We start from the raw sequence: 22067 nt of genomic DNA, 5'->3' as shown, positions 1-22067 counted from the left end.
AAGCGTCCCACAATCAAAAGCCCATTGGCAGTAGGTTGCCTTTCGCCGAATTCGCCAACAATAGGAAACGCCATCAACTTCAATTTTCCGAGAGCCTTTTTTGCGAATCGCCATAGAACTTCCAATGAGGCGGATCATGTTGAGGTTGCTCAAATTGGCTTCGAGAAACAACGACGGTGAGCGTTCATCGTAGGTCAGGCTATGTCTGGTATTCAGGGCTAGGACCACAAGGAATCGTCAGGCCCAGCCTGGAACTACAGTGCATGGAATGCCTTGAGGAACGTGTTTTTGGTCTGTTGGAAACGAAGGTGTCCCTTTGATTTTAGCTTGCGTCGTTTTTCTTTGAATGCAGGGAGCACGTAGCCCCAATTTGAATTGCGGGCGAACACAACGACGACGTCAATGTTCGATTCTTTCCAGCGGTTCTCAAGAACGTGCGACTCACTGACTGCATCGACTGTTTTGACCTGGATGCGGTAATAATGAGGCCCGTCCGATATTAGCAGATCCGTCTTGTGTGCATTGTCGAGGATCGGCACGAAAACCTGCCAGCCATCTTGCATCAACCAACTGACGACCAGACTTTCGAAAGAGGTGTTTTTGAGCACCCGGACGGTTGCTGGTTTGGTATGCGTCAGTCTCTTCGGCATTGCAATGGGACGCCTTACAAAACTTCTCTCATCAATCCCTTTGTATAATGTCGCTAACTTAGCTCTCTAGCGATGCCCGACGCTTCCGGAGTCGGCTTTATGAATCTTAATTACAATTCGCCATTTTCATGGAGTTGCCCGAGTATGTTTAACGCGCGATATTCCCACTCCAGCGATAGCAAACTATCTTCAATGTTCGTCCAGAAGTCTCGCTTCACGCAAGCATGGAGAAATCGCCGCCGCATTTCCGGATGCTGAAGTGTTAGCTCATACCGACGATCCTCGGGTGTTGGGTCAAGCCCATTGATGGGACGCCAGGCGTCAGCGAAAGCCTCAGTAATAAGTGTCTTTTGGGCATCCGTGGGTGACGGTTGTTTGAAATAGAATTTATTAGGCTTTTCTTGTGGCATATGATTCACGCTTGAACGACTCAATAGATTTGCGATGTGTTCAGGTGTTACTAGCTTAGCCGAAGAAAGTGCGACTGGCGAATTGATTTTCTGAGTCAAAACGTTTTTGAACCTGTTCTGCATCCAATGCGAAGAGCGGGCCGATTTCGATTTCGGCGGATTCGGGGACGGGTTGGTCGGCGGCTTGGAGCCATTCTCTGGCGATGCGGGTGATGGCGGCGCGGGCGGTGGCGGGGGAGTCTTGACCTTCGGCGTTTTTGACGGGATTGAATTCGCGAGCGCGGTCGGCTTCCATCACGAGGGCTGTCTTGGCGTGCGGGAGTGCATCAAAGATGAAACGTTCAAATTTGATCGCGTTCGGCGAATTCGGTTGAACGAGGCGGGCATTCCCGTCGATGTGCAGGACTTTCTTGTGAGCCAAATGGAATGGCAATGCGGCGTCACTGCCGATCAGGCGTTCCAGAAAGTCACGTGAGAAAACGTGCACCGCGATGCTGCCACACCAGAGTTCCAGTTCGCCGTCGGAAGTCGTGCGGGCGGCGACATCGGGGGGCAAGTCACTGTATTCGATGATCTGCGTGACGCCATCGACGGCCACGACCACGCCCATTTTTTCCTCGGCCGACCGCTTCGGCACGACCTTGCTAGACAGCTCCGAATTTCGCAACTCGTGAAACCCGAGGAACGCGGGGTCGCAAACTTTCACGGTGGGGTTGTCGACTTGGTGATAGAACAACCGATCGACGCCACGTTGTCGCATGTCGTCCAAACAGCCGCTCTTGTCCAGGGCGGCGAGAAGTCCCCCGTGACCATCGGGACTGGTGCACAGTCGATGCGGTTCGGCGAGCAGAAGCCGGTGCGTTTCGGCATCGACGGCGGGCATCGTACCTTGTTGGAAGAAGCGGACGGAACTGGGATCGAGACCGAAGAACTCCTGTGATTCCCAAAAATCGACTGTCTCCGCGTGCGTCGCTTCGCTGGTCATGATGTAAAACGGAATGATCGCGCCGGCATCACGGGAGCGTGCGGAGACCTGCTCGGCGAAAATCTGAAAGAGGGTTGAGCCGCTAACCGGACCGACGGGAAACATTCCCTTCGGATGCGGAAATCCCAACCGTGTGCCCTGCCCCCCCGCAACGAGTACCACGCCCACACGACCGGCCCGCAACATCTCTTGCCCCGTTTCTTCGGCGGCTTGGTACGCTTTCAACTCGGCCGGTGTTTGCGGGAGGCGGACAATTTCCGTGGGGGGCGTTGCTCGCTGAGCTTTCGCGGCGGGGGTGTCTGACTCATCCGTCGACTTCGCGGAAAGACAGCGATTGAGAACCGCGAAATCAATACCATCCAACTGGGATGTTAGCTGCGACTTTTGGTCAGAGTCCAATTCGTCCCACCAGCGAAGCACGTGCGATTGATCGTGCTCTGCCAACCGCGATTGAAGGGCGTTCGGTACGTCGTGGGACATCGGACTTTCGCTCCGGATGATAGGGTGATGGAAAATAGAATTTACGCGGGAGAAATCGCTACGGTGCGGGAAAACCCAAGCCGCGGCGGTAGCTCTTCCGAACGACCTCTTGACCGAGACTCTCGGTGATGGATTGCCATTCCCCGGCGACTCGCTGCAAAACTTCTTGAGGCGTGGCATCGCCCTCGAACATCGCGATAAGTTCCAAAGACAACACCTTGCGGTAACGATCCCGTTCGATCAACGGCAGTTCGGTGATGCATTGGTCGGATGATAGACTCGTTCGCACGGCGTTCATCCATGCCCCCTGCTCTTCCGGTCGTAACAAACTTCCGGCGTAAATAGCGGGCATGTCGGCTTGCGACTCACGAACCGGGCTGCAAAGCGGTGGCGGGAATGTTTGAGAGACGTCTTTCGACGACAGTTGTAACGCGAGATCCCAGGCTGCTTGTGAATTCGCCGCCGTCTTGGAAACGGCCACCCCCGACCCGGCGAATCCGGTCAGGGTGACACGATGCGGGCGGTCTTCCGGAAACTCCTGGAACGCGGACTTCGATTGATCATAAACCCGGGCGCTGCCCGGGAGCGGTTCGATGGTGAGTTCAATTCCCTCGGCTCGTTCAATGGCTGTCTCGGATGTTGAACCTTTGGGGCCGAATGGGAGTGGCGTCTCGTTGGGACCAGATTCCAATGCGATGCCGATCGCGGCCCGTCCTGCGAGCAACTCTCGACGACAATCCTCAGGCGAGTAGGTGACGACATCGTCATCCAAATAGGGGTGTGCTTGTTGGACCAATTCCAAAGCGGTTTGGAAGCCAGGGGAATCGATCAACGGTTCCCCCGTGCGGATATCAAACTCGTACGAGAGTTGATCGGGATGCTTGGCGGACGAGGCGGCCCGGGCGAGGAATGTGGTCGCTCGCCATTCGGGAGACCACGGTTCCACGGCCGTCAGTCCTGGCGCCCACTCATCGAGTGTCGCGAGCAACTTTTGATACTCGGTCCAGGTTTTGGGCGGTTCCAAGTTCTTGGCGGCGAGTAAGTCGGCTCGGTAATACGCCACGAGGATTGGGACGGAAACCGGAACGATTCGCGGGGCACCGGCAATCTGCGATGTATGTTCCCGCACGCCGTAGAATACATCGAGCCACTTCAACGCCGAGCCGTCTCGAATTGATGTCGGCAACGGTGCGAGTTGGTCTTGCTCAATCCACCGAGGGATTTCGGTAAGTGGAACCACGAGGACATCGGCGGATTGGCTCGGTCCTTGCAAGGACTCATCGGTGACGATGTTCGTCTCGGCACCCGTGGCTCCACTCCATTCCGCGAGAGTTAGGTCCCAAATCTCTGCGAATTTCGTATCTGCGGGGACGCGGATCGTGACAGACTCATCGCGAAAGACCAACTCCGGTGGCTTGGTAACATCGTTCGCATCGTCCGACGTACATCCGCTCGTCGCTACGGCCACACACCCAACGATCAGCCAGCAAACCTTCTTCAAATTCAACGCTCGCATTCTCACGGTGTCAGAATTGTGTCGGCCAGGGAATGCCGGGCTCGACGTGTTCGGGGATTTTCAGGCTCGGCCTGAACTTCGGATACTGAACAGTTATCGTGACAAGCCCAACTCACTCCGGCAACCGGCGTCGCCGAAAATTCGGAAAGTCTTCATCGATCGGTCGAACCACAGAGGAACTCGGAAAATTTCGAGGAGGTTTGCTGCCGAACGTGCCCTGTTTCGGATGCCGTCCGGGTTTCGTTGCGGGCAATGAACGCTTCGACGTTTTCGCGAGACTCCACAAACTTCCAGACAGCATCCCACTCAAGAACACTCAGGGCCGAGGCCAAGCTGTCGGCTTCCATTCCGGTTGGGGCGATCACGGTGACGGTACTGCGATGCGTCAATCCCAGTCCTGTTTTCGGATTCACGATATGCGAATACCGGACTCCGTTAATTTCCACGAATTGATACGCATCTCCACTGGTTGCGACCGCAATGTTCCGCAAACAGAGCACCCGTGATTGGCCGAGTTCGGACTTTTGATCGGAATTGGCATCGGTCAGCGGAGCGATCGCAACTCGCCAACCGGTTTTGCCCGGTGGCGGATCACCGACGACTAAATCACCACTTGCATCAATGAGAACACGCGTGATTTTGTGTTCACGAAGCACACGCAGCATTTCATCGCCAGCATAACCTTTGGCAATTCCCCCAAAATCCAGTTGCATTCCTGATCGGCCGAGTTCAACAGTCTGCCGTTTGGTATCGAGTGCGATTTGCTGGAATCCTACCAATTGTCGTGCGTTCTGAAGTTCGGCTGAATCAGGGAGTTTGCGGTGTCTCCGTGCTGACCGCCAGAGTTTGACGACTGGACCGACGGTCACATCGAATGCTCCGTTCGATTGTCGAGACAACTTTTGCCCCGCCACGAGGACCGTCCACAAATCCTCACTGACCGGCACCGGCCGACCTGGACCAGATTTGCGACCAAGTTGACTAAGTTCACTATCCGGATCGTAGTCGCTGAGGGCATTGTTGATTTCGCCCACCCGATCGAAAGCGGCCTTCGCCGCCGAGTTTGCACGAGGTGTGTCTGGTGCGTACAATCGGAGTGTGAAGACCACCCCCATGCGAACTTCACGGAAGGTGAACTCCTGAAGTGTCTCGGGTGGGGGTGTCGGATCGTTTGCCGCCTGAACTGGATTCGTCGCAATCACAACCCATGCGATAAATCCCCATCTCAAGTCGAAATTACTGGATTTTCCAACACGACGATCATTGCGCTGGCTTGAGATCAACGTGTTTGGGCGATTCATCTGTTATCTCTCCAAAGGTCTCATCAATGCCGAACGTAACCGCCTGCCATAAGCTGATGCAAGCATTCGCGGGAATCGCTTGTTGGTCAATCGTCTCCGTCGGATTTGCCGAAGAAACTGCAAAACCGAAATTTCCCAATGCCGACGAGAATCCGAAAGTCGCCGAGGCAAAGACCGCCGACGACATGAAACCGTACAGCCAAACGATTCCTGGCACGACGATTTCATTCGATATGGTTCCGATTTCCGGCGGAACGTTCCTGATGGGCAGCCCTCCTGATGAGAAAGGTCGCGAGGAGGATGAAGGTCCGCAAGTCAAAGTACAAGTCAGCCCGTTCTGGATGGGACGTTGCGAAGTCACTTGGAATGAATACGAGATTTGGAACCTCGATCTCGATGTGCTCCGACGTGAGAAACTCAAGTTGCCCTCAACCGATCGCGACAAAATCGCCGATGCGGTGACGCGACCGACTAAACCCTACACCGACATGACCTTCAACAGCGGTCACGATGGTTTCCCCGCCACGGGAATGACCCCGCTTGCGGCTCAGATGTACTGCAAATGGCTCAGTGCCAAAACCGGCCATTATTACCGCTTGCCGACGGAAGCCGAATGGGAATTCGCCGCTCGTGGTGGTACGACGACGGCTTACTCCTTCGGCGATGACCCCGCCAAACTCGGTGATTATTCCTGGTACGTCGACAACGCTGGTCTGGAGCGGGAAGTCAATTATCACAAGGTCGGCCTGAAGAAGCCGAATCCGTTCGGTCTGCACGATATGCATGGCAACGTCGCGGAGTACTGTCTCGATGAGTACGACGCCGATTGGTATCAAAAGCTCAGCGTGATTGCCAAAGAGAACAACGGAGTCGCTATCAATCCGTTGAACATTCCTCGCACAGAAGAAGTCCGCGTTGTCCGTGGTGGCTCTTGGACGCAATGGTACGATGGCGGTCCGGAACATCACCGCAGTGCCGCCCGCTACGAATCCATGCCGGAAGACTGGAAAATTCAAGACCCCCAGATTCCGCAAAGTGTTTGGTATTACACGGACGGCACCCACGTTGGATTCCGTATTGTACGTCCGCTGACTCCTCCGACGGCGGAAGAACGGAAGAAGTTGAAACTCGACCCCGTCGTGCCCGAACACGCTCGCTTCTTGCAACGAAGCACCAACTAATCACGGTGTCTCGACCCCGCTGCAACACGATTCGATTGTGAACGGGTCGTGTTGCCGGTATCCTGAGATAACATCTTCAAGCGCTTCTGAGACGATCAACTTGCACCGCTCCACAACAGCCTTTGCAAGGCGGCATCGTCGTCCCATTCTTTCGGAGGAGAGTCATCCATGACCGAGAAGACAAATCGTCGCGAATTCTTGTCCAAATCCACGGCGGCCGCTGTTGGTGCGGGGGTGGTCAGCCAGATCGTCTTGCCCCGCGGTGCGTACGCCGCCAATGGCGATGAAACCATCCGAATCGGTTTGGTGGGTTGCGGTGGACGCGGTACCGGTGCCGCATCGCAAGCCCTCTCGACCAAAGGTGATGTCCAACTCGTCGCGGTGGCCGATGCGTTCGGCGATCAAATGAACAACACGCTGAATCGGTTGTCCAAACAGCACAAAGATCGCGTCAACGTCGATGAAGATCACAAGTTCGTTGGCTTCGATGCCTACAAGCAGTTGATCGACTTGGACGAAATCGATCTTGTCATTCTCGCAACTCCTCCGGGCTTCCGACCGGTGCATTTCGAATATGCGATCGAAAAAGGCAAGCATGTCTTCTTCGAAAAACCTGTCGCCGTCGATGCCAAAGGCGTGCGGAAGGTTCTCAAAGCTGTCGAAGAATCGAAGAAGAAGAACCTCAAAGTGGGTGTCGGGCTCCAACGGCATCACCAACCGTCCTACCTGGAAACCGTCAAAGCTTTGCAAGACGGAGCGATCGGCGACATCCTCGCTCTCCGAGTTTATTGGAACAGTGGCGGTGTTTGGGAACCGCGTCGTAGCCGTGATCAGGTCAAGACGGAAATGGAATACCAGATGCGTAACTGGTATTACTACAACTGGTTGTGCGGTGATCACATCACCGAGCAGCACATTCACAACCTCGATGTCGGTTGCTGGGTCAAGGGAGCTTACCCGATTCGAGCCTACGGGATGGGCGGACGTGAAGTCCGTGATGCCGCTCGATATGGGAACATCTTCGATCACTTCGCTGTCGAGTACGAATTCGCCGACGGCACGCGGATGTACAGCCAGTGTCGACATATCCGTAACTGCTGGAACAGCGTCTCCGAACATGCTCAAGGAACCAAAGGGACCTCGAACATCGGACGCAGTTACACCACGCAAGACGGCAACACCTGGACCTACAAGAAGAAACAACGTCGCGAAGATCCTTACCAGATCGAACACGACGACCTCTTCGCCGCCATTCGTAACGATACGTCGTACAACGAAGGCGAATACGGTGCCCACAGCACGATGACGTCAATTCTCGGTCGGATGGCTGTCTACTCCGGGAAACCAGTCGACTGGGACAAAGCCCTCAACGAAGGTGCCGACGCCTACCCATGGGCCGAAGAAAACCTCACCTGGGACACGACGCCACCAAACGTTCCGAACAAAAACGGCGAATACGATATTCCGGTTCCCGGCGTGACCGACGTGTTCGAAGCGTAATTTTTCGTGGATTGACAACGATACGAAAGCCTCTCGATTCCGATCGGGAGGCTTTCTTCATTTTGCCGGAGTTGTCCAAACTTTGGTCGAATGAGATTCATCAGACTCCAGTTGCCCAGAATTCGAGTTTCGCGTTAGAATGTGCCGCCTCGGTCGAGTTCTCCGGCGGGATGCCGACCGAACGACCGTAAAACGGTGATTCTCTTGCAGCAAGGATGAGCAAGGTGACGATTCCAGATGACAAGCCGACCTGTCTCCCTATCAATTTCACTCGGGCTATTCGGGGGACAGACATCAACGTGGTTTGATACGTTTTTGTTCACCTCGGCGTTCACTTCACCGCTTTAGTAGCACGTAGGCTACGCAAGCGATTCTGAATTCCGGACCAGAGCGGCTTCGGCACGGATGCAGTTTCCCCACACCAACCAGTCCTCCGAACAGGATGGCGGAGTCATCGGCTGCACACTGCGGCACGTCACGAGAGCGGTCTCCCGCTACCCGAGGTTGACGTTGTGCCTAGTGATGCTGGTCTCATTCGCCGCTGCCGGCTACACGGCGGTGTGTCTCGACTTCCGCACCCAACGCGCCGACCTCATCGACCCGCGAGCGGAGTACCATCAACGTTGGATGGCGTACACCGAGGAGTTTGGCGACCAATCGGATATCGTCGTCGTTGTCGAGTCGGATCATTCCGATTTGATTCGCAGCATCCTCGATGACTTGGGGCCCCGTCTCGAACGTGAACCGGAACTGTTTAGTGACGTTCTCTATCGGATCGACACCTCGCAACTCCGACGCAAAGGGCTGCAATACTTCACACCCGCGGAATTGCAAGCGGGACTGCGAAACCTGGAGCAATTCAGCTCGGCGATCAACGGACGTTGGGACCAAACTCGATTAGACGTTCAGTACGCTGCGTTTGCCCGAGAACTGAACGCGGAGGCACGCCGACATGACCAACTCCCGCATCAGGTCGTCACGTCCAGCGAGGAAACAGCTCGACTCCTGGACCGAATTGATCAGCTGACGGAGAGTTTGAACGGCAGCCTGGAGAACTCTGGCGGGTTCGAAAACCCATGGCCGCGGGTTATCCCAAGTGCTGTGCCGCTTGCAACCGGTGCCGTCACCTACTTGATGAACAAACGCGGCACGATGGGATTCGTGCAGGTAAAACCGAATCTCACCGAAGATTCCAGTTTCGACGGTGCAACCACGGCAGTGACTCGGCTCCGCGAGATTATCGCCGAAGTTTCCGAGCGGTATCCGGAGACGAAAATCGGTCTGACGGGGATTCCCGTTCTCGAAAACGATGAAATGCGGCGGTCGCAATCCGATATGACAGCCGCATCGGTGGTGTCGTTGATTGCTGTCGCGGTGTTGATGTTCGTGGGGTTCCGTGGCCTCCGGCATCCACTTTTGTCCCTGATCATGTTGCTCGTCGGTATGACATGGACGTTCGGTTACACAACGCTCGTAGTTGGGCATTTGAACATTCTTTCGGTTTCCTTTGCAGTCATTCTGATTGGCTTGGGAATCGATTTCGCGATTCACTACCTCGCCCGATACTTGGAAATTCGGCATCGCGGCAAGGAACTTCGACCCGCACTCAAAGAGACTTCATCCAGCGTGGGGACCGGGATTGTCACGGCGGCACTGACCACCGCTTTGGCATTTTTCTGTGCAACCTTCACGGATTTTCTCGGCGTTGCGGAACTCGGCATCATTGCGGGCGGCGGGATTCTCATTTGTGCAGCGTGCACGTTCCTCGTGCTGCCGGCACTTGTGGCGTTGTCCGATGGTGACTTGGCACCGAAGCAACTGCCCGCCCCGTTCGATTTTCACATTCTCCGCAACTTCATCGCACGCTTCCCACGTCTCGTGGCGATCGCCTCGATCGTGTTGGTGGTCGGGTTCGGTTCGCAGGTTGTGAGTGTGAACGACGGCTTTGAATGGAAGATTCGCTACGACTCGAATCTGTTGAACTTGCAGGCTAAAGGCATTGATTCGGTCGACGTCCAACAACGGATGTTCGAACAATCGGACCATTCCCTGCTCTACGCTGTTTCGGTGGCGGAGTCTCCGGAAGAAGCACGGCGGTTGCGTCATGAGTTCGAAAAGCTTCCGACGGTCGACCGCGTTGAAGACCTCGCTTCACGCTTGCCAACCAGTTCCATCGCCGAAACGCAGCCTTCGATTCTGGCCTTCCGTCAGCGATTGTCACGGTTGCCACGACAGATTCCGCTGATGCCACAATTGAATCCGGCTTCTTGCGGTCGGCAAATGGAAGCGACATTGCAAGCGTTGCGTCGGGTGAGACATCCAGACGCGACCGCTGCCGCCGCCAAGGTCGATCAATTCTTGGACCGCTTCGAAGCGTTGTCATTGGATGAGCAATCGAAATTTCTGATGGGCTTCCAGCAACGTGCGACCGGAGCATTGTTGTTCCAGTTGCATGGCTTGCTTGCCGCGACCGAGACCGCACCGCTGGGCTGGGACGATCTTCCCACACAGTTGCAGAACCGATTCGTCAGCAACCCCGCGGAAGGCGAAAGCCGCAAATGGTTGTTGCAAATCTATCCCAAAGATGAAATCTGGGACGCGGATCCGCTAGCGCATTTTGTGCAAGATTTGCGTTCGGTCGATCCAAATGTGACCGGCACGCCGTTGCAGAACCATGAGGCGTCGCGACAAATTCAACAGAGTTACCGGAATGCGTCTTTGTACGCATTGGCCGTTGTGCTCATTGTGTTGTTGATGGATTTTCTGTGTAAAGAACAGAAGTTGCTCGTCTTGCTGCCGCCGCTTGCGGTCGTGGTATTTGCGGCGATGATGCTGCAAACTCGACGGATTGAGATCAGTCCGACAGTTCTGATTTCGGCATACTTGGTGATGATTGTCGCGAGTGCTTCCATCTTGGATTACCAAAACCTTCGGGATGCCCTGCTCGCAATGGTTCCCCCGGTCGCCGGTGGATTGTTGATGTTTGGTTGGTTCGCCGTTTTTGGCATCGATCTGAACCCGGCGAACCTCATCGTTCTGCCGTTGGTGCTTGGGATCGGTGTGGACGACGGGGTGCATGTCGTGCACGATTTCCGTCTTCAGCGTGGCACACGGTACCGAACATCGTCGAGCACAATGAACGCCATCACCTTGACTTCGCTCACAACGATGGCCGGTTTCGGCAGCATGTTGATGGCGGCTCATCGTGGCTTGGCGAGCGTGGGATTGGTGCTGGTGATCGGTGTTGGCGGATGCCTGTTTGTGTCGTTGGTTATGTTGCCAGCAATGCTGACGTGTCTGTCGTCCGGAGATGCAGAAGCTGAAATCGAGGACGAAAAACTCAACCTCGACAAAGCCCGCGAGACAAAGAACCAGCAACAATCGCGAAGCAAAAACAGCCGTCGCCGCGCTGCTTGAGCGATGGCGACCAGAGACGGACGACGTCCGTGTGCTCTGATTTGAACATCCGACAAAGCCCCTGAGATTCAACTTGGGGGCTTTGTGCGTTGACGGTGGCTTGCCTACAATCAGAGACTACGTGCGCGGAATGTTTTCCTCGTGATGGAGTGTGAACGGTGTGTTCCTGGCTATCATTTCACATCGTCACCCCAGACATTGTCACATCATCAAGCAAACAAGGACCGCACCATCGTGGCCCAGGATAAACGCGATTTCGACGAGTTTTTGACCAAGCTCAATAAGCATCACGAGTTGATGCAGGAAGAACTGCACAAGGTGATCGTCGGGCAGGAAACGGTGATCGATCAAATCCTTGCCGCGATCTTCACCGGTGGGCACTGCTTGCTCGTGGGTGTGCCCGGCTTGGCGAAGACGTTGCTCGTCAGCACGATTGCCCAAATTCTGGACGTGACGTTCAAACGCGTGCAGTTCACACCGGACCTGATGCCCTCTGACATCACCGGGACCAACGTGCTGGAGGAATCGGAAGACGGTCGTCGAAACTTCCGCTTCGTGCAGGGGCCGATCTTTGCGAATGTCGTGCTCGCGGACGAAATCAACCGGACACCACCCAAGACCCAAGCCGCCCTGCTCCAAGCGATGCAGGAACGCGAAATTACCGCCGGACAGGAAACGTTCGCACTCCCGGAACCGTTCTTTGTAATCGCCACGCAGAACCCGATTGAGCAAGAAGGAACATATCCTCTGCCGGAGGCTCAATTGGACCGGTTCATGTTCAACATCAAAGTCGATTACCCTTCGCTCGACGAGGAAGAGCGTATCCTTTCCAGCACGACCGGAGCGGAAACTCAGCCGGTGCGAAAGGTGTTGTCCGCGAAGGCAATTACCTATTTGCAGAAGCAGATTCGTCAGATCGAAATCGCACCGCTCACCATCAACTATGTGGCAAGATTGGTGCGGGCAACACGACCGCAGGACGAGATGTCACCGAAGTTCGTGAAAGACCTCGTCGATTGGGGGGCCGGCCCTCGAGCGGGACAATATCTCATCGCCGGTGGCAAAGCTGTCGCCGCGATGGACGGCCGCCCAAGTGTGTCTGTCGAAGACATCCGCAAAGTCGCCATCCCCGTACTCCGCCACCGCATCTCCACCAACTTCCAAGCCCAAGCCGAAGGGTTAGCAACTGAAGACGTCATCGAGCGCTTGCTGACCGAGGTCCCGGAACCGGAGATTCCGAAATACGGGAAGTCGTAGTTGCGGGGGACACATGAAACTCATCGGAATCGAAGGCTGTTGGCGATATCCGCGAACTGAGGTGGTTTGGTGTTGTTGGAAGGACGGCCGGTTTCAACTTCGACGACGCATTGAGTTTCCCGTCCAGAACGGAACGTATAAATTCCTGCAGAGATTTCCCGAACAATATCACCGAGCATATCGGCTCCAATCGCCACCAAGAACAGGATGGTATTTGAAGGTCGACTTCGATGGCATACTGCATCGGGAAGTGTGGTTCGTTGATGAACTATCAATGAGTCGAATGGCGATTCGATATTTTCAAACCGATTACTTCGACCGCAAATGGATTATTCGATCAATCGAAGTTGTCCTCGAAAACGTGAAATGGTAGGTCCATCGGGGGCCGTTTCGTATTGGGTTTAGAAATAGGAAATTCCATTGATCCCTGAACTTCCTGGTTCCGCTCAGCCGTTGGTTGTCTCGTACATCGGGATTCGCCGGGCGATTGGGGTGAGTGGGTTGTTGTTGCCGATTGTGTTGGGGCCGATCGGGTGGCTGATGGGCATCGACATTCAGGACAACATGAGCAGCTACTACCACACGCCGTTGCGAGACGTGTTCGTCGGCACGCTGTGTGCGATTGGCATCTTTCTGTTTTGCTATCGCGGGAACGATTGGATCGAAAACTGGACTGCGAACCTGGGGTGTGTGTTCGCCCTCGGCGTGGCATTGTGCCCGCTCGATGCCCAAACTGATCCGCTAGAACCGGTGACCGTGGCCGGTTATTTGCACTCGTTTTTCGGCGGCGTCTTTTTCACCATGTTGGCGTTTTACTCGCTGGTTCACTTTCCGAGTTCTAAGCCGACGAATCGGGAAGCGGAACCGCATTCGCCGCAACGGAATTTTGTCTACCGGACCAGCGGGATCGTCATTCTCTTGAGCACGCTGACGATGGGAACGTTTCTGTTCCTGTTACCTGCCGATTGGCAGCAAATCGGCAATGACTACAACGTCATCTTCTGGCTCGAGTGGATTGCCCTCTGGGCGTTCGCGGCCGCATGGTTGACGAAGGGACGAGCAATCGTTGCCGATATCGCCATCGACCTGATGGCCTTCACGCAAGAGCAAATTCTCAAACGCCAACCATTCCAAAAGCGATCTCGCCCCGATATCACTTCTTGAGATGCTGGTCGAAAAATTCCAGGATTCGTTGGAAGGTCTCCGGGCTTTCAAATTGTCGCCCACCGTGGCCGGCTCCCGCGAGAGTGTGAAAAGTGACCGGCACACCGGCCTTCTTGAGGGCGGCGGTCAAGAGTTCGCTTTGACTGTGCGGAACGACACGGTCTTTGTCGCCATGGAGGATCTGAAACGGCGGATCGTCTTTGGTGATGTAGTTGATCGGATTAGCCTTGGCGGCTTCGGCCTTCTTCTCTTGGACCGGGCCGCCAATCAACTTGGCTTCCGGCGAGTTCGGATTATCGTGGCTGCCACCCATTTGCGTGAGGTCTGTCGGTCCGAACAAATCGACCACGGCTTGCACATGGCTGGACTGCTCGGCGTTGCCACCGTCGCCCTCCAACTCTTTCGCGTCACCGGAAGTCCCTAGCAAGGCTACCAAGTGTCCGCCCGCCGATGCCCCTGCGACACCGATGCGGTTTGGATCGATGTTGAACTTCTTTGCGTTCGCTCTCAGGTAGCGAATCGCCGCTTTGCAGTCTTCGATTTGAGCGGGAAAGATGGCATGGTGACTGAGCCGGTAATTGATACTCGCCACTGCGTAGTCGTGTTTCAGGAATTGCAACATGCGTCGGCCACTCGCCTTGCTACCGGCTAACCATGCCCCGCCGTGAATCCACACGACAAGCGGTTGCGGCTGATCCACATTCTTCCGCCTGTAGATATCGAGCCGATGCCGTTCGTGACCGTTCTTGACGTATTCCAAATCCCGATCAATTTGCACGTTCTGGAGTAATCGCGCTTGCGGCTGTTGAGCAAACATTTTTGTTGAGTACAGAAGAGTGAGACAAACAACCATCGGCACAATGTTTCGATTCACGATGCTTCTTCCGTTTTCACAAGGCACAAAAAAAGCCAAGCGATTGATCAAACCGCCTGGCCCGGATTTGAACGCCTCAATGCTAACACGTTGTTCGAGCGAGAGAAACAACACGGCTTAGTCGATTGCCGCCACCTTCCTCGCAACTTGCGTTTCGTTTGATGGTTGAACGTGTAGCAACGAGACGGTCAGTTCTCCAACCGGTTCGGTGAAGAACGAGACTTTAACGGCCACACCGTGCCGCCCTTCGTGCTGTGTTGGTTCGGCGAAAACGGATTGCACGGCTGGGTTGCGTTCATCCTGGCGAACAAGACTGCAAAGAACGTGACCGTGACGAATACCGGTCTCGATGAAACCTTGAAGTTGTCGACCTTTGCGGTGGGTCGTGGAAAGCGTGCCTTCCACCAATGCAACAGTCGAGTTGCGTTCGCTCGTCGATGCACCCGCGGTGTGCGGACGTCCCAACAGTGACGCTAACGCACCTGTCCCAGCGAGTGTGGCAATGGCCTCGCGACGGATTATCTCAGTCATGACATTTCATTCCTTCTAAGATGTCTGGGAAATGATAAACCATTCGGGCTACTGCTGGCTCTTCTGAACCGGTGCCTTCGGGGAGGCTTTGCCTAAGCTCGGTTTATCGCCGAGCGGCTTCATGGTGACCACGCTATTTTCGCCGCGTCCGTCGAACGATTTGCCTTTGGTCCACTTGCCTTCTGGAACTTTGAATCCGGAGTTGTCGGTGGCGTAAGATTGGAAGGCGTAATTAAAGTCTTGGTTCTCGTCTTCTTGTGGGAAGTTGTTGGGGATGGGGTGATTCTTCGCTCCGCCCAGTTCTTCCCAAGCGGCCAGCCACTGATTCTGGTGCATGGTGTCGCGAGCGATCATGTAGCTCAGCATGTCTTTCATGCCGGGGTCGTCGGTCATTTTCCACAACTGACACGCCAGCATGCGTCCCGTAGATTCCGCGGTCGCATTGGCGAGCATGTCTGCAGCGATGTTCCCAGAGGCGTACACGTGCGAGCAATTGAATGGCACACCTTCGGCGTCGACAGGCATTGCCGCCATGCAGGTGCCGATCACGTGTTGAATGTTCATTCCACCCAAGGCGGCATACACGACTGGGTCTTTGGCGGCTTCATCTTGCTCAAGTGGAGCCCCTTCGAGATTCAACGCAACCGCCGTTGCCAGCATTTCGATATGGGCCATTTCCTCGGTTCCGGTTTCGAGAAGCATGTCTCGGTATTTCACCGGTCCTCGCGCTCCCCAAGCTTGGAAGAGGTACTGAAGACAAACCCGAATCTCTCCCTGGATTCCCCCAATGGCTTGTTGCAACGCTTTTGCGAAAAGTGGGTTGGGTTTTTCAACGCGAACTGGGTACTGCAGTTTGCCGCCGTCGTGATAAAACATCCGTTCTCCTTCACTCGATCATCAGTAGGTTTCAAAACTAAGAGCTGACATCAACCCGCCCACAGCACGCACCGTTCCAACAGCGATTTCCCCGGGCATGTTTCCCCAAATTCCCGACTTCACCGGGAGTCACAGCAGAAAAACGGCTGCAGACAGACGTGCAGCGAACGAAGTCGCGTCGAGAGTGGTTGGAATAGCGTCAACGGGCATGGTCCAAGAACAACCACGTTGACCGTTGATGATTCGGCGGCGGATACGATCGAATCGCCCGCACAAACATGCTATGGTGTGCGAGACATCGCGGAATCTCTGCATCTCAATTCTGGTTCAAGACACTCTTATGACGAACTCAGGTAATTCGCCCGACTGGGAACAAACACTATCCGAGGGTCAGGACTCCGGCAAATTGTCCGCCGGTGCGGTTGAGAACATCACTCGCTGGATGACCGAACCACAATATGCGGCCTATCGGGATCCGATTTTGCGAATGATGGAGGTCAAGGATTTTGAACGGTTGGACCTTCTCTTCTGGGAAGTGATTCCGTTTGGCACTGGCGGGCGTCGTGGGTTGATGGCGGAAGTGGGTTCCGCGACAGTCAACGAACGGACGATTGCCGAGTCCGCGCACGGAATGGCCACCTATCTGAAGCAAGAGCGGGGTGAAGCCGGCGGAAAAGCCGTGATTGCCCACGACACCCGGCACCGCTCCCGCGAGTTTGCCGAGCTGACCGCTCGTGTGTTTGCAGCTCACGGTCTTAAAGTGGATTTGTTCGACGACTTTCGATCGACGCCCGCGTTGTCGTTCGCGGTTCGGCATCTGGGCTGCGACATTGGCGTGATGATCTCCGCCTCGCACAACCCGCCATCTGACAATGGATTCAAAGCCTATTGGAGTCATGGCGGACAGGTCCTGTTCCCACACGACAAAGGCATTATCGACTGCGTCTACCAAGCCACCGAAATCCCGATGGTCGATCTGGAGGACGCAATCCAAGCCGGTGGCATCACGATTGTCGGTGAAAAAGTCGATCAGGCGTACGCTGACGCCGTGATGGCTCAAAGCCTGTCGGATCAACGTGATATCGCCGCGATGTTTACGCCGTTACACGGTGTCGGGGCGACTTCGGTGTATCGGATTTTGCAGGATGCCGGTTTCACAGGAGTGCAAATCTTCGAGCCGCAAGCCAACGCGGATTCCGATTTCACGAACGTACCCGATCAACTGCCCAACCCAGAACGGCCGGAAGTCTTCGAGCCCGCCATCGAAGCGGTAGCTGGAACCAATATCGGGTTGATTCTTGCCTCCGACCCCGATGCCGACCGGCTCGGTGTGAGTGTGAAAGACGGGAACGGCCAGTTCCAACACTTAACGGGCAACCGAATCGGTGCGTTGATTGCCGACTATGTCACCGGTAAGAAACAAGGCCAAGTCGAGGGCGGCTATGTCGTCGAAACCCTGGTCACAACGCCGCTGATTGCAGAGATCGCAAAGGCACGCAGTTTCCGCGTGATCAACGATTTGTTGGTCGGCTTCAAGTACATCGGTCAAACGATGGACGAGGAAGGCCCAGATCAGTTCGTGTTCGGTGCGGAAGAATCGTTGGGCTATCTCGCCGGTCAGTACGCACGCGACAAGGACGCCGGGATCGCGGCGTTGCTGTTGCTTGAGTTTGCGGCGGAACTTCAAGCCGAGGGCAAAACGCTGCTCGATCGCCTCGAAGAATTGTACGGGGAGTTCGGTTACTTCTTTGAATGCCAGAAGTCGCAAGTTCGCAAAGGTTCGTCCGGTCAAAAGCAGATCGGGCAGATTCTTGACGAGTTCCGCAACAATCCTCCAAGCCAACTCGGCGATGTGACACTCACCGCCGTCCGCGATTATCAGACCGGCGAAAAGCGGACGGTTCCGGAGAACAGCGTCGAAAGCCAAATTGCGAAACCGGAAGGGAACTTGCTCATTTTCGAAGGACGACGCGGCGAAGAAACATACACAATCGCCGTGCGACCATCGGGAACCGAGCCAAAAATCAAGTACTACTCGTTCGCTCGAACGCCGAAGGTTGCCAGTGCTGAGTTGCCACAAACCAAGCAAACGACGGAAGGCATCGTCGATGCCATGCAAGACGCGTTGATCGCGTGGGTCAACGAACGAGTCCCGGAAGAGGAGTGAACGAGAATCTCGCCGACGGAGACAAGTCCCAGCATGAACCCTATGGCAACATTGGACATGCTGAAGCACGACTCGGCAGATCAAACACAGCAAAAATAACCTTTAATATCCCACGGCGGTGCCATCTTTTCGTGATTCCGTACCGCCGTGGAGAACGCCTTTTTCCCAATCGATCCAAATCCCTTGATAGCCGCCGAAACTGCCGGGGGATTCGATCAGTTCATGCCCTCGTCGCGTGAGTTCTGCCCGAACTTCCTCTGAGATTCCGTTTTCGATCGCCACGCGACCGCCGTTCGGTTCTTGTGGTTGCCCGGTCGGTGTGGCAGAACCGAAGTGCTGCACCCGTGTGGCATCCCCCGCTGCTTGCACGTTGAGACCGAAGTCCAGCAGATTGCACAACACCTGCACGTGCCCTTGTGGTTGCATGTCTCCACCCATCACACCGAAGCAGAAACACGGGCGACCGTCCCGCGTGACCATGGCGGGAATGATGGTGTGAAACGGACGTTTGCCCGGCTCCAACCGATTCGGATGCGTGTCGTCCAACGCGAACAACGCTCCCCGATTTTGCAGCACAAAGCCGACTTCGCCAGGCACGACTTTCGAGCCGAAACCGTAGTAGTTGCTTTGAATTAGCGAGCAGCAATTCCGATCCTTGTCGACCGCCGTGACGTAGACAGTATCGCCCCGAGAGATTTTCGGATCACCGGCGGGCACATCGGTGGCGGCTTTGGTCATATCAATGCGTTTGCGTTGAGCGTCGGCGTAGGATTGGGAAATCAACTCCGCGATCGGCACCGCAGCGAATGCCGGATCGGCGTAGAATCGGGCTCGGTCGGCGAATGCGAGTTTCTTCGTCTCGATAAAAAGGTGAACGAAGTCCGCACTGCGTCGCCCCATCGCTGCCACATCGAAACCGGACAGCAAATTCAGCATCTCCAACGCGGCAATCCCCTGCCCATTCGGCGGGAGTTCCCACACATCGTAGCCACGATAATTCGTACTGACCGGATCGACCCACTCCGATTGATGTTCCGCCAAGTCGGTAGCCGTCAGAAATCCATCGTTCTCCTTGCTGAATTGCACAATCCGACCGGCAATCTCACCGCAGTAAAACGCATCCCGTCCGTGCTCAGCGATGGCACGGTAACTACTTGCCAATTCTGAATTGCGGAAAACCTCCCCGGCTTTCGGAGCGACTCCATTCGGCAGATAGACGCGTTTCGAATCCGCCCACTCGGCCAAAGAATCTTCAGCCGTCAACCAGTGCGACGCGATGATCTCCGAAACCGCAAACCCCTGCTCTGCGGTCTCAATGGGAGGGGCCAATATCTCTGCGAGCGATTTCTGACCGAATCGGCGACGAAGTTCTTCCCAACCGTCGACGCAGCCCGGAACCGACCACGACAACGGCCCGGAAAACGGAATTTCCTCCAGACCGCGTTTCGCGAACACACTGCGATCAAGCGATTTTGGACTACGACCGCTCGCATTCAAGCCGTGAAGTTGACCAGTGGATTGATCCCAACAGATCGCGAACAAATCGCCGCCAATCCCGCAGCTCATGGGTTCAACGACCCCGAGCATGGCGTTTGCGGCAATCGCGGCATCGACGGCAGTTCCGCCGGATCGCAGAATATCCAACCCGACCTGAGCGGCCCACGGGTGACTGGTCGCGATCATTCCATTCCGCCCCATGACCACCGATCGGCCTTGGAACTCCGGACCCGCAGGACGATCGAACTCGGCAATTCTTGGGACGATTTGGTCGGCCATCGGCGTTCCTTTCATAGATTGAACGGTCGTGAATCGATTTTATCGCCGGGAATGATCAATGTCAGGGATGGGTCAAGATTCCGGAAATCGATCATTTTCGGCAGTCGGTGCGTATGCTATCTTGCTGCCTGAACTCATATTTTTATGGATTTGGTAGGCGAATCGACCGTGTCAGTGATCGTGCAAAAATTTGGTGGGACGAGTGTAGCCGACGCAACGAAGATCATGCGAGCGGCCACGCGCGCGGTTGCGGCCAAACGCGCTGGGCATCAAGTCGTCATGGTCGTGAGTGCTCGTGGAAAGAAAACGGACGAACTGGTTTCGTTGGCGGCGGAAATCACCGATGCACCGCCAGCCCGTGAAATGGACATGCTTCTCTCCACCGGCGAGCAGGAATCGGTTTCGCTGATGGCAATGGCGATTCACACGCTTGGCGAACACGCTGTGAGTTTGACCGGCGGGCAAATCGGTATCGTCACCGACTCGACGTTCTCGAAGGCACGGATTGCAAGCATTTCCATCAAAAGAATTCGAGAACTGCTCGATCAGGATAAAATCGTCGTCGCATGTGGTTTTCAGGGCGTGGATGAAAACTTGAACATCACGACATTGGGGCGTGGGGGAAGCGATACCACCGCGACCGCACTTGCCGCAGTGCTGAAGGCAGATGAATGTGAGATCTACACCGATGTGGAAGGGGTTTACACCTCCGATCCGCGTTTGATCTCCGATGCCCGTTTGATCCCGCACGTGACTTACGACGAGATGCTCGAAATGGCCAGTCTTGGTGCGGGCGTGATGCATTCGCGTTCGATCGAGTTCGCCAAGAAACACCATGTGCCGTTGCGTGTGCGTCCCAGTCAATCCGAAGGCATCGGCACGCTGATCGCTCCGCAATCTGCCGACGATGCACCGATTGTGACCGGTGTCGCTTTGCTGCGAAAAGAAGCTCGCGTTAGCTTGGTGGAACTGCCAGACCGACCGGGCGTCATGAGTCTGATTTTCACAAAACTTTCGTCTCGCAAAATTGCGATCGACATGGTCGTGCAAGACGTTGGTAGTGGAGGTTTGGCGGAAGTTACCTTCACCGTGCCCCAAGACGACTTGGCCGAGGCTCTCACCGCCGCCGAAGAAGCCGTCGAGGAGTTGGGCACCGGGCGAGTTCAACACGGGACGAATGTTTCCAAGGTCTCGGCCGTTGGTGTCGGCATGCGGACACACACCGGCGTGGCCGCTCAGATGTTTCGGTCGCTGGCAGATGCGGGTGTGAATATCGGAATGATCACCACCAGTGAGATCAAAATTTCCGTCCTCGTCGATCGGGATCAGTGCGAGGAAGCCGCGAAAACGGTTCATGCCGGCTTCCAGTTACACGAACCGGTTGTGACATCACCGTCGGTTGGGTACGCCTCCGAACAAACTACCGCCGCCGAATTGGAAACGCGGGCCGAAATCGAACGCGATGTCGTTGCAAAACTTGCGACGATGGAAGACATCGTGGTCAGTGAAGTTCAGCTGGATCGAGACCAAGCCCGAATCACACTGACCAAACTGGAAGATCGCCCCGGAATCTGTGCGGAGGTCTTCACCGCTGTTGCCGAAGGCGGGGTCATGGTGGACATGATCGTGCAAAACGTCAGCCGAAGCGGGCATGCGAGTGTGTCATTCACGGTTCCCCGAAGCGATTTGGGCGAGTGTTTGCTGCTGCTCCGTGAAGTGCTCGAAAACTGGTCGGGGGCGGAGATCAGTTACGATGAAAATATCGCCAAACTGAGTGTGATGGGCATCGGTCTAAGGAGTCATACTGGTGTGGGCGAATTGATGTTCGGTGTCTTGTCTGACGCTGGCATCAACGTGCAGATGATTAACACCAGTGAAATCCGAATGTCTGCCGTTATTGCCGACGAACACGGTGAAGCCGCCCTAGAGCGACTTTTGAAGACGTTCGGGCTCGACGAATCCGAGAGCTAGACTAGACCAGG

General features: G+C 55.4%; 16 protein-coding genes. 7 read left to right on the top strand and 9 right to left on the bottom strand.

The annotated features are described in order from the left end of the window. Nucleotides 1–254: 254 nt before the first annotated feature. The 5 genes from G6R38_RS05605 to G6R38_RS05585 form a co-directional block, all read right to left on the bottom strand. Nucleotides 255–650 (bottom strand): group I intron-associated PD-(D/E)XK endonuclease, encoded by a 396-nt coding sequence (locus G6R38_RS05605; protein ID WP_166820812.1) that lies wholly within the window; start codon nt 648–650, stop codon nt 255–257. A 110-nt stretch (nt 651–760) separates the two neighbouring features. Further along, entirely contained in the window at nt 761–1060 is a 300-nt protein-coding gene (locus G6R38_RS05600) for a hypothetical protein (protein WP_166820810.1), read from the bottom strand. Between the two features lie 55 nt (nt 1061–1115). Then, on the bottom strand, nt 1116–2525 hold the full coding sequence (locus tag G6R38_RS05595) for a UTP--glucose-1-phosphate uridylyltransferase (RefSeq protein WP_166820807.1): 1410 nt from the start codon (nt 2523–2525) through the stop codon (nt 1116–1118). A 58-nt stretch (nt 2526–2583) separates the two neighbouring features. Further along, complete coding sequence (locus tag G6R38_RS05590) at nt 2584–4041, bottom strand: ABC transporter substrate-binding protein (RefSeq protein ID WP_166820804.1); 1458 nt, start codon at nt 4039–4041, stop codon at nt 2584–2586. Nucleotides 4042–4193: 152 nt separating this feature from the next. Continuing rightward, nucleotides 4194–5342 (bottom strand): FAD:protein FMN transferase, encoded by a 1149-nt coding sequence (locus tag G6R38_RS05585; RefSeq protein WP_166820801.1) that lies wholly within the window; start codon nt 5340–5342, stop codon nt 4194–4196. 26 nt (nt 5343–5368) lie between these two features. Here G6R38_RS05585 and G6R38_RS05580 point away from each other — a divergent pair, with 26 nt between their 5' ends. From G6R38_RS05580 to G6R38_RS05560, 5 genes are all read left to right on the top strand, one after another. Next, entirely contained in the window at nt 5369–6523 is a 1155-nt protein-coding gene (locus tag G6R38_RS05580) for a formylglycine-generating enzyme family protein (protein ID WP_240928077.1), read from the top strand. A gap of 168 nt (nt 6524–6691) precedes the next feature. Next, nucleotides 6692–8023, top strand: coding sequence for a Gfo/Idh/MocA family protein (locus G6R38_RS05575; protein WP_166820798.1), 1332 nt, complete (start codon nt 6692–6694; stop codon nt 8021–8023). A gap of 405 nt (nt 8024–8428) precedes the next feature. Continuing rightward, entirely contained in the window at nt 8429–11440 is a 3012-nt protein-coding gene (locus G6R38_RS05570; protein ID WP_166820795.1) for an MMPL family transporter, read from the top strand. 297 nt (nt 11441–11737) lie between these two features. Next, nucleotides 11738–12697, top strand: coding sequence for an AAA family ATPase (locus G6R38_RS05565; RefSeq protein ID WP_166821160.1), 960 nt, complete (start codon nt 11738–11740; stop codon nt 12695–12697). A gap of 420 nt (nt 12698–13117) precedes the next feature. Next, entirely contained in the window at nt 13118–13861 is a 744-nt protein-coding gene (locus G6R38_RS05560) for a hypothetical protein (RefSeq protein ID WP_166820792.1), read from the top strand. Here G6R38_RS05560 and G6R38_RS05555 read toward each other — a convergent pair. The 3 genes from G6R38_RS05555 to G6R38_RS05545 all read right to left on the bottom strand — a co-directional run bounded on the left by G6R38_RS05555 (nt 13851) and on the right by G6R38_RS05545 (nt 16142). After that, complete coding sequence (locus G6R38_RS05555) at nt 13851–14735, bottom strand: alpha/beta hydrolase (protein ID WP_206028464.1); 885 nt, start codon at nt 14733–14735, stop codon at nt 13851–13853. The genes G6R38_RS05560 and G6R38_RS05555 overlap by 11 nt on opposite strands. 117 nt (nt 14736–14852) lie before the next feature. Further along, complete coding sequence (locus G6R38_RS05550; RefSeq protein WP_166820789.1) at nt 14853–15266, bottom strand: hypothetical protein; 414 nt, start codon at nt 15264–15266, stop codon at nt 14853–14855. Nucleotides 15267–15314: 48 nt separating this feature from the next. Next, nucleotides 15315–16142 (bottom strand): manganese catalase family protein, encoded by an 828-nt coding sequence (locus tag G6R38_RS05545; protein WP_166820785.1) that lies wholly within the window; start codon nt 16140–16142, stop codon nt 15315–15317. Nucleotides 16143–16482: 340 nt separating this feature from the next. Here G6R38_RS05545 and G6R38_RS05540 point away from each other — a divergent pair, with 340 nt between their 5' ends. Then, nucleotides 16483–18309, top strand: a complete 1827-nt coding sequence (locus tag G6R38_RS05540; protein ID WP_166820781.1) for a phospho-sugar mutase — start codon at nt 16483–16485, stop codon at nt 18307–18309. Nucleotides 18310–18411: 102 nt separating this feature from the next. On the opposite strand, the gene ggt is transcribed toward G6R38_RS05540, so the two are convergent. After that, complete coding sequence (ggt, locus tag G6R38_RS05535; protein ID WP_240928076.1) at nt 18412–20085, bottom strand: gamma-glutamyltransferase; 1674 nt, start codon at nt 20083–20085, stop codon at nt 18412–18414. A gap of 168 nt (nt 20086–20253) precedes the next feature. On the opposite strand from ggt, the gene G6R38_RS05530 reads away from it, so the two are divergent. Further along, entirely contained in the window at nt 20254–22056 is a 1803-nt protein-coding gene (locus tag G6R38_RS05530) for an aspartate kinase (RefSeq protein ID WP_166820775.1), read from the top strand. The last annotated feature ends 11 nt before the right edge of the window (nt 22057–22067 follow it).

Source organism: Thalassoroseus pseudoceratinae (genome assembly GCF_011634775.1).
Taxonomy (GTDB): Bacteria; Planctomycetota; Planctomycetia; order Planctomycetales; family Planctomycetaceae; genus Thalassoroseus; species Thalassoroseus pseudoceratinae.
This window is presented reverse-complemented; position numbering and strand designations above follow the sequence as displayed.